Here is a 6,582-nt window from a genome sequence, read left to right as displayed (position 1 = left end):
AAATCTATTGTTTGCTTCATTTAAGAAGCTTGTTTCATTAACGTTGCTTGTTCAGTTTTCAAGGTTCATTTTGTTTCAATGTCGTTTTAGCGACTCCTCTAATTTAACATCTCTGTTTCTTTTTGTCAACAACTTTTGTGAAAAAGTTTTTTGAAGAAATTCAAGAAAGTAATTTAGTTGTTTTCGAGTACGTCTTAGCGACATTTAATATACTACAATACTTTTAACATTTTCGTCAACACTTTTTTAAAAATAATTTCAGAGCGTTTTTTTAAACGCTCTGATTAATATACTATAACCCATACTCAGATTCAATGTAATGTCTGTCTACATAATAGTTTCTGTGGAATAGCGCTTCGTTTTTAGCAATAACCGATTCCACCAGAATTAACTCTCTTTCAATTAAGTATTCAACAAACACTTCCAAGTCTACAGAGTAATAACTCAACTCTGGATGATCATGCAATTGCTGAATCGTCCATGATGGTTGTGCAAGCATTGTTTCCAAAATATGTTGAGCCCCATCAGTGGTTCTGGAATTGATTAAAAACTCACCTGCTAAAAATAATAACTCCAGACGCTTCTCGAGACTTTCGTTACTCATAATCAATTCTTCATATAATTTATAGATTGCAGGATCATTGCGTTTCACCTGGGCCCATACTGTCACTTCAGGATAATGCCCGCTATCGATAATCGATAATCTCCCTAGATGATGCAATGAAGCAACTACGTGATTGTACGCATCTAAAAAATGACCATCTTCAAACAATTCTTTTCCTTCTTTATAACGGCGGATTAACTTGGCAAACTGGATACCTGTTTTTAATTTACGACCGAAGAATGGGAACTCTTGCAATTCAGAACGTAGTTTATATAGAAACTCATTGCGGTCAAACATAATTTTACCGTGGAAAAGCCAGTCAACCAACCGCTTATTCGAACCAATGAAAATCCATTTACGCAACCGTTCCTCCGTTAAAATATGCATTACCATTTTCGCTTCACCATATGAATAGTGTTTCGAATAAATAGGCTTATCACTTTCTTTTACAATAATTAAAAGAACCGAATCAAATGTATCGGTCATATTCTCCGCACCTTCACGCTTGTTTATCAATATTACTCCCAGTGTTTCCGGCTGACTTGCACGTTCCTGATAAATCGGTCTTAAAATATGTTCCATTGTTATCCCCCTATAAAGTTTACCTTCTATATAAAGTCATTGTAGATGCTGTAAGATAAATTAACTAGTATTACGCCGATAAACTTTCAACCATGCTGAAAGTCCATCATCTCCTTATATCAAATAATATAAATCCTGTTATTTTTCCTTTCGCCATTCATTTATAAAAACCCTTCATTTAAACATTTTTAAATAGTATTAAGGGATATTTACAAGCCGCCTAATTCTTTCCTGTCTACTAATTTATATCCAATTTATGTTATAGTATATTTTAGATTAGGAGGCAATTGAAATGAAAAAATATAATAGTAAAATTAATAAGATCCGCTCTTTTGCATTATCCCTTATTTTCATCGGCTTCGTTATTATGTATGGTGCAATCTTTTTCAAAAATAATCAAATACTTGTATTAATCTTCATGACAATTGGACTTCTTTGTATCATCGGCAGTACAGCTGTATATGGCTGGATAGGTTTGCTGTCTACAAAGGCTGTGCAAGTCGTCTGTCCGGAATGCGGGAAATGGACAAAAGTTTTAGGTCGCGTGGATATTTGTATGTATTGCAATGAACCGCTAACTTTAGATCCTGCATTGGAAGGAAAAGAATTCAATCAAGAGTACAATAAAAATTAAATGTTCGGCAAGGCTGGAGTAAAGGTGATCAAATTTTTGCTCCAGTTTTTTATATAAAAAAAACCTAGCAACAACCGTTACTAGGCTAAATTATTATTGAACTTTTGTTGCACCGACTGCTACACAGTCAGGACATGTACCATAGACTTCTAAACGGTGCGAATTAACTTGAAAGCCTGTTACTTGCGAAGCAAACTGCTCCACTTCATTTAATCCGGGATAGTGGAAGTCTACAATTTTACCGCAGCCATCACAAATCATGTGATAATGGTCGCCTGTTACGAAATCGAAACGACTCGCTGCATCCCCATAAGTAAGCTCTTTTACCAAGCCAACTTCACGAAAGACACGTAAATTATTATAAACTGTTGCTACACTCATATTAGGAAACTTATCGCAAAGCGCCTTGTATATATCATCAGCTGTTGGGTGAATCATACTTTGAATTAAATATTCCAAAATCGCATGACGCTGAGGAGTAATTCGTACACCAGTAGTCTTTAACGTGTCCAGCGCATCCTTTAAATGCAATTCAGACATCGTCATGCACCCCTTTTCATACATATTATTAATTTGTAATTGTTATAATTAGTGTAGCGAATTTGTCCATGCGTTGTCAACAATTGCTTATTCCAATTGAAATAAAAGTATTGGATATAAAAGTTAATTGAAAATGAAAGCGATTAAAGGCTTATTCCTTCATATAGCATTCTCAATTAGTACCCTCTAAGAATATCCATCTTATTTTCTAAATCACGTTCCCCATTCAGCCATTTTTCCAGACTTGGTTTGAAAATATCCAGACTGCGTTCCAAATAACGTGACGAATGACTTGAAAAATGCGGTGATAGTGTAACATTGTTCAAGTCCCATAGCGGGCTGTCTGCCGGTAATGGCTCAATCTCATAGACGTCCAATACAGCGTGCTCTATTAGCCCGTCTTGTAAAACGCCAACAAGAGTATCCGTTTCTACTAGGTCTCCACGCCCGAAATTCATAAAGATGGCCGAACTCTTCATTAGTTCAAAATGCTCTCGAGTCAGCATATGCTTCGTTTCCTTAGTAGATGGCAGCATTGAGAGAACAATATCCGCTTTCGGTAACTGCTCTTTTAAATCCTCAAGCTTATATGTCTCATTCATATACGGCGCTTCGTTGCCTGAGCGATTGCAGCCAATTGTATGAACATCAAATGCCTGCAAAATACGTCCTACTTCTCCGCCAATTGCACCCGGCCCGATAATCAGTGCTGTACTTCCATTTAACTCTGTTGGACGCGCCTTTTTATTCCATTCTTTCTTCTTCTGCTGCTCATAAATAAACGGTAATACACGTTTCAATGATAAAATATGAGCTAAAATCGATTCAGTCATCGGCTTCTTATGTATCCCGCGCACATTCGAAACGAGTATATTACGTTTCGCGATCGCTTCTGCCGGCATCTTCTCGATTCCTGCAGATGCAACGAAAATCCATTGCAATTTGTCTGCATGCTGTAAATGCTCTTCCTTTAAATCTTCCCCATAGGTTACTAAAATATCTGTTTGTGCAAGTTTCTCCACATCCAGTTTCTTATCAAATAAAAAATCTACTTGTGGAAACTGTGCTAAAAGCGGCTGTTTTAAATCCTCGCGTGGTTCAAATGTAAAATAAATCGTGGCCATTGTAATTCCCCTTTGAGCACAAATTAATTCGTGCGATTTTTTAAATAGTTTAACACATCTTCAATATGATCTTTCACACGTACTTTACGCCACTCTTTTTCAACGATTCCCTCTTCATTAATTAAAAACGTTGTACGTTCAATACCCATGTACTCTTTTCCGAAGTTTTTCTTCAATGTCCATACACCATATTTCTCAGCAACTTCATGATTCTCATCCACTAATAATGAAAATGGCAACCCGTGCTTTTCAATAAATTTTGTATGTTTCGCTGAATCATCCAAACTTACACCTAAAATTACAGCATTCAAATCTGAAAAATCTTCATATTTATCGCGGAAGTCGCAAGCCTGTGTTGTACAGCCCGGTGTTAAATCTTTTGGATAAAAATAAAGAATTACGTTTTTGCCTTTATACTCTTCCAGCGAAACCATTTCTCCCTTCTCGTTTTGCAAATCGAATGATGGTGCTTGTAAATTTTCTAATGTCATGTCTATTCCTCCAAAATTTTCTTCTATGATACAAAACAATGCCCGATGCTTCAATTTCTTTGGCGTTCCCTTTCATTACATACTACAATAGATATGAAATCATTTCATGTAACCTATTTTGGAGGAATAAATTATGAATCATACTAAATCTGAACAGCTTCATGCAGAAGCACTCGAACATATTGTTGGCGGGGTAAATAGCCCATCCCGTTCTTATAAAGCAGTAGGTGGTGGCGCACCAGTTGTCATGGTCCGCGGTAAAGGAGCATACTTTTGGGATGTGGACGGTAATCGTTACATCGATTATTTAGCAGCATATGGACCGATCGTTACAGGGCATGGTCATCCGCATATTGCAAAAGCCATCGCACATGCAGCAGAAACAGGTGTATTATTCGGCACACCGACAGAGCATGAAATTAAATTCGCCAAAATGTTAAAAGAAGCTATCCCTACATTGGATAAAGTACGTTTTAACAACTCCGGTACAGAAGCCGTGATGACATGTGTACGTGTTGCACGCGCATTTACAGGCCGTACAAAGATCATTAAATTCGCCGGATGCTATCACGGTCACTTCGACCAAGTACTTGTTGCCGCTGGGTCAGGTCCAGCAACATTAGGATCACCTGACTCTGCCGGTGTTCCACATGCTGTCGCTACAGAAGTAATTACCGTACCTTTTAATAATAAAGAAGAATTTACATTAGCAATGGAAAAATGGGGCAATGATATTGCAGGGATTTTAATCGAGCCAATCGTCGGCAACTTCGGAATTGTAGAACCGCATAAAGGATTTTTGGAACATGTACATGCATTGGCAAAAGAGTATGGTGCATTAACAATCCACGATGAAGTCATTACAGCTTTCCGTTTCCACTACGGTGCAGCACATACAATGCTTGGCTTAACTCCGGACTTAGTCGCAATGGGGAAAGTAATTGGAGGCGGTCTGCCAATCGGTGCATACGGTGGTCGTAAAGAAGTGATGGAAACAGTCGCTCCACTTGGCCCTGCATATCAGGCTGGTACTATGGCAGGAAACCCTGCTAGTATGCAAGCAGGTATTGCATGCCTTGAAGTGTTGCAGCAACCGGGTATTTATGAAGAAATGGATCGCTTAGGAGCTCTTCTTGAAGAAGGTATTTTAGCTGCTGCCCAAAAACATAATGTGACGATAACATTAAATCGTTTAAAAGGCGCGTTCGCTATTTACTTTACTGATGTAAAAGTGGAAAACTATGAGCAAGCGGAAAATACGGACGGTGAAAAATTCGGTCGCTTCTTTAAATTAATGTTAACTCAAGGCATCAACTTAGCCCCATCAAAATATGAAGCATGGTTCTTAACGACAGAACATACAGAAGCGGACGTGGAAGAAACGTTAAAAGCAGTAGATTACGCATTTTCTCAATTATAATAACAACTGCCGCTATACTTTTATAGCGGCTTCTCTTCATTGACTCCCTCAGAAAGGAGGAAAAGAATATGAAATTAGGTGCTCGCGTTTTAAAAACGGGTGTTGCAATTGTTTTCGCCTTATTTTTAGCTCAAATACTGAATGTACCTTCACCTGTGTTTGCTGCAATTGCTGCTGTATTCGCAATCCAGCCTTCTATTTACCGCTCTTATCTTACAATTTTAGAGCAAATACAGGGTAATATTATTGGCGCTTCCGTTGCTGTCCTATTCGGTCTCATCTTCGGACATCATATAGTGGCTGTCGGTATTGCCGCTATCGTCGTCCTTGGCATTATGATGAAGCTAAAGCTCGAAAAATCCATTTCACTGGCACTGGTAACGATGATTGCCATTATGGAAGTACCGGGCGATGATTTTCTAATGTTTGGTCTGATCCGATTTAGTACTGTTATGCTTGGTGTCTTTGCTGCTTTCGTAGTCAATATGTTATTTGTACCGCCTAAATACGAAATAAAATTATTTAAAATGATTAACTCTGTCCAGGATGATATCATTCGCTGGACACGTTTAGCCGTTCGCCAGGCCAGTGAACATACATCTACAAAAATGGCGGTAAATAAATTGCAGTCCCGACTCAATGATATTGATACAATGTATGGTTTTTTCAAAGAAGAACGCAGCTATTTCAGAAACCGGAAGTTTGTGAAAGCCCGAAAGCTCGTTATTTACCGTCAAATGTTATTAACATCGAAAAAAAGCTATGAGTTGCTCGTACGTTTACACAAACATGAAAATGAGCTCGGGAAGTTACCAAGTAAATTTCAAGTAATTATTCAGGAACGTTTAGACTTCTTGCTAACCTACCATGAACAACTGTTATTGAAATATACCGGGAAGCTGAGGCCGGAACATTCAAAATGGACACGGCACGAAGAATATCTGCAAGGCAGTGAGCTAATGGAGCAGTTTATCAAACAGATTGCCATTGCCCAGGAAGAGGCGGCAGAAGATGAACAGTTCTCAAGCTACCATCTGCTTTATATTTTATCGCGGATTTTAGATTACGAAGAAAACTTGGAGCATCTTGATACATTGATCGTTTCCTATCGCAGCTTCCACAGTGAAGAAAAAAATCTCGACTTGGAATCAGAGTTCTACTAAATAAAAAGAAGGTGTGCATTTTTC

The 6,582-nt window shown here is 38.2% G+C and carries 7 protein-coding genes; 3 read left to right on the top strand and 4 right to left on the bottom strand.

What is annotated here, in order from left to right:
• Positions 1-292: 292 nt before the first annotated feature.
• A complete protein-coding gene (locus tag ABS917_RS18045) occupies positions 293-1,186 on the bottom strand; it encodes a nucleotidyltransferase-like protein (protein ID WP_350480284.1) in 894 nt (297 codons plus the stop codon).
• Between the two features lie 292 nt (positions 1,187-1,478).
• On the opposite strand from ABS917_RS18045, the gene ABS917_RS18040 reads away from it, so the two are divergent.
• Positions 1,479-1,820, top strand: coding sequence for a YgzB family protein (locus ABS917_RS18040; RefSeq protein WP_008405748.1), 342 nt, complete (start codon positions 1,479-1,481; stop codon positions 1,818-1,820).
• A 93-nt stretch (positions 1,821-1,913) separates the two neighbouring features.
• Here ABS917_RS18040 and perR read toward each other — a convergent pair whose 3' ends face one another.
• From perR to bcp, 3 genes are all read right to left on the bottom strand, one after another.
• Positions 1,914-2,360 (bottom strand): peroxide-responsive transcriptional repressor PerR, encoded by a 447-nt coding sequence (perR, locus tag ABS917_RS18035; protein WP_079523609.1) that lies wholly within the window; start codon positions 2,358-2,360, stop codon positions 1,914-1,916.
• A 176-nt stretch (positions 2,361-2,536) separates the two neighbouring features.
• Complete coding sequence (locus ABS917_RS18030; protein ID WP_350480283.1) at positions 2,537-3,484, bottom strand: D-2-hydroxyacid dehydrogenase; 948 nt, start codon at positions 3,482-3,484, stop codon at positions 2,537-2,539.
• Positions 3,485-3,507: 23 nt separating this feature from the next.
• Positions 3,508-3,975 carry a thioredoxin-dependent thiol peroxidase gene (gene bcp, locus ABS917_RS18025; protein WP_350480282.1) on the bottom strand — a complete coding sequence of 156 codons (468 nt, stop codon included), beginning with the start codon at positions 3,973-3,975 and terminating at the stop codon, positions 3,508-3,510.
• Positions 3,976-4,108: 133 nt separating this feature from the next.
• Between bcp and ABS917_RS18020 the strand changes: the two genes are divergently transcribed.
• Together ABS917_RS18020 and ABS917_RS18015 are read left to right on the top strand one after the other, a co-directional pair.
• Positions 4,109-5,395, top strand: coding sequence for a glutamate-1-semialdehyde 2,1-aminomutase (locus ABS917_RS18020; protein WP_350480281.1), 1,287 nt, complete (start codon positions 4,109-4,111; stop codon positions 5,393-5,395).
• 68 nt (positions 5,396-5,463) lie between these two features.
• Complete coding sequence (locus tag ABS917_RS18015; RefSeq protein ID WP_350480280.1) at positions 5,464-6,558, top strand: FUSC family protein; 1,095 nt, start codon at positions 5,464-5,466, stop codon at positions 6,556-6,558.
• The last annotated feature ends 24 nt before the right edge of the window (positions 6,559-6,582 follow it).

It is taken from the genome of Solibacillus sp., assembly GCF_040273735.1.
In the GTDB taxonomy this organism is placed as follows: Bacteria; Bacillota; Bacilli; order Bacillales_A; family Planococcaceae; genus Solibacillus.
The sequence above is the reverse complement of the archived record's forward strand: the minus strand, read 5'-3'. Positions and strand labels throughout refer to the sequence as shown.

Bases quoted from the DNA above. Each gene is read 5' to 3' on its own strand.
- ABS917_RS18045 (WP_350480284.1), bottom strand. From the start codon at position 1,186: ATGGAACATATTTTAAGACCGATTTATCAGGAACGTGCAAGTCAGCCG.
- ABS917_RS18040 (WP_008405748.1), top strand. From the start codon at position 1,479: ATGAAAAAATATAATAGTAAAATTAATAAGATCCGCTCTTTTGCATTA.
- perR (WP_079523609.1), bottom strand. From the start codon at position 2,360: ATGTCTGAATTGCATTTAAAGGATGCGCTGGACACGTTAAAGACTACT.
- ABS917_RS18030 (WP_350480283.1), bottom strand. From the start codon at position 3,484: ATGGCCACGATTTATTTTACATTTGAACCACGCGAGGATTTAAAACAG.
- bcp (WP_350480282.1), bottom strand. From the start codon at position 3,975: ATGACATTAGAAAATTTACAAGCACCATCATTCGATTTGCAAAACGAG.
- ABS917_RS18020 (WP_350480281.1), top strand. From the start codon at position 4,109: ATGAATCATACTAAATCTGAACAGCTTCATGCAGAAGCACTCGAACAT.
- ABS917_RS18015 (WP_350480280.1), top strand. From the start codon at position 5,464: ATGAAATTAGGTGCTCGCGTTTTAAAAACGGGTGTTGCAATTGTTTTC.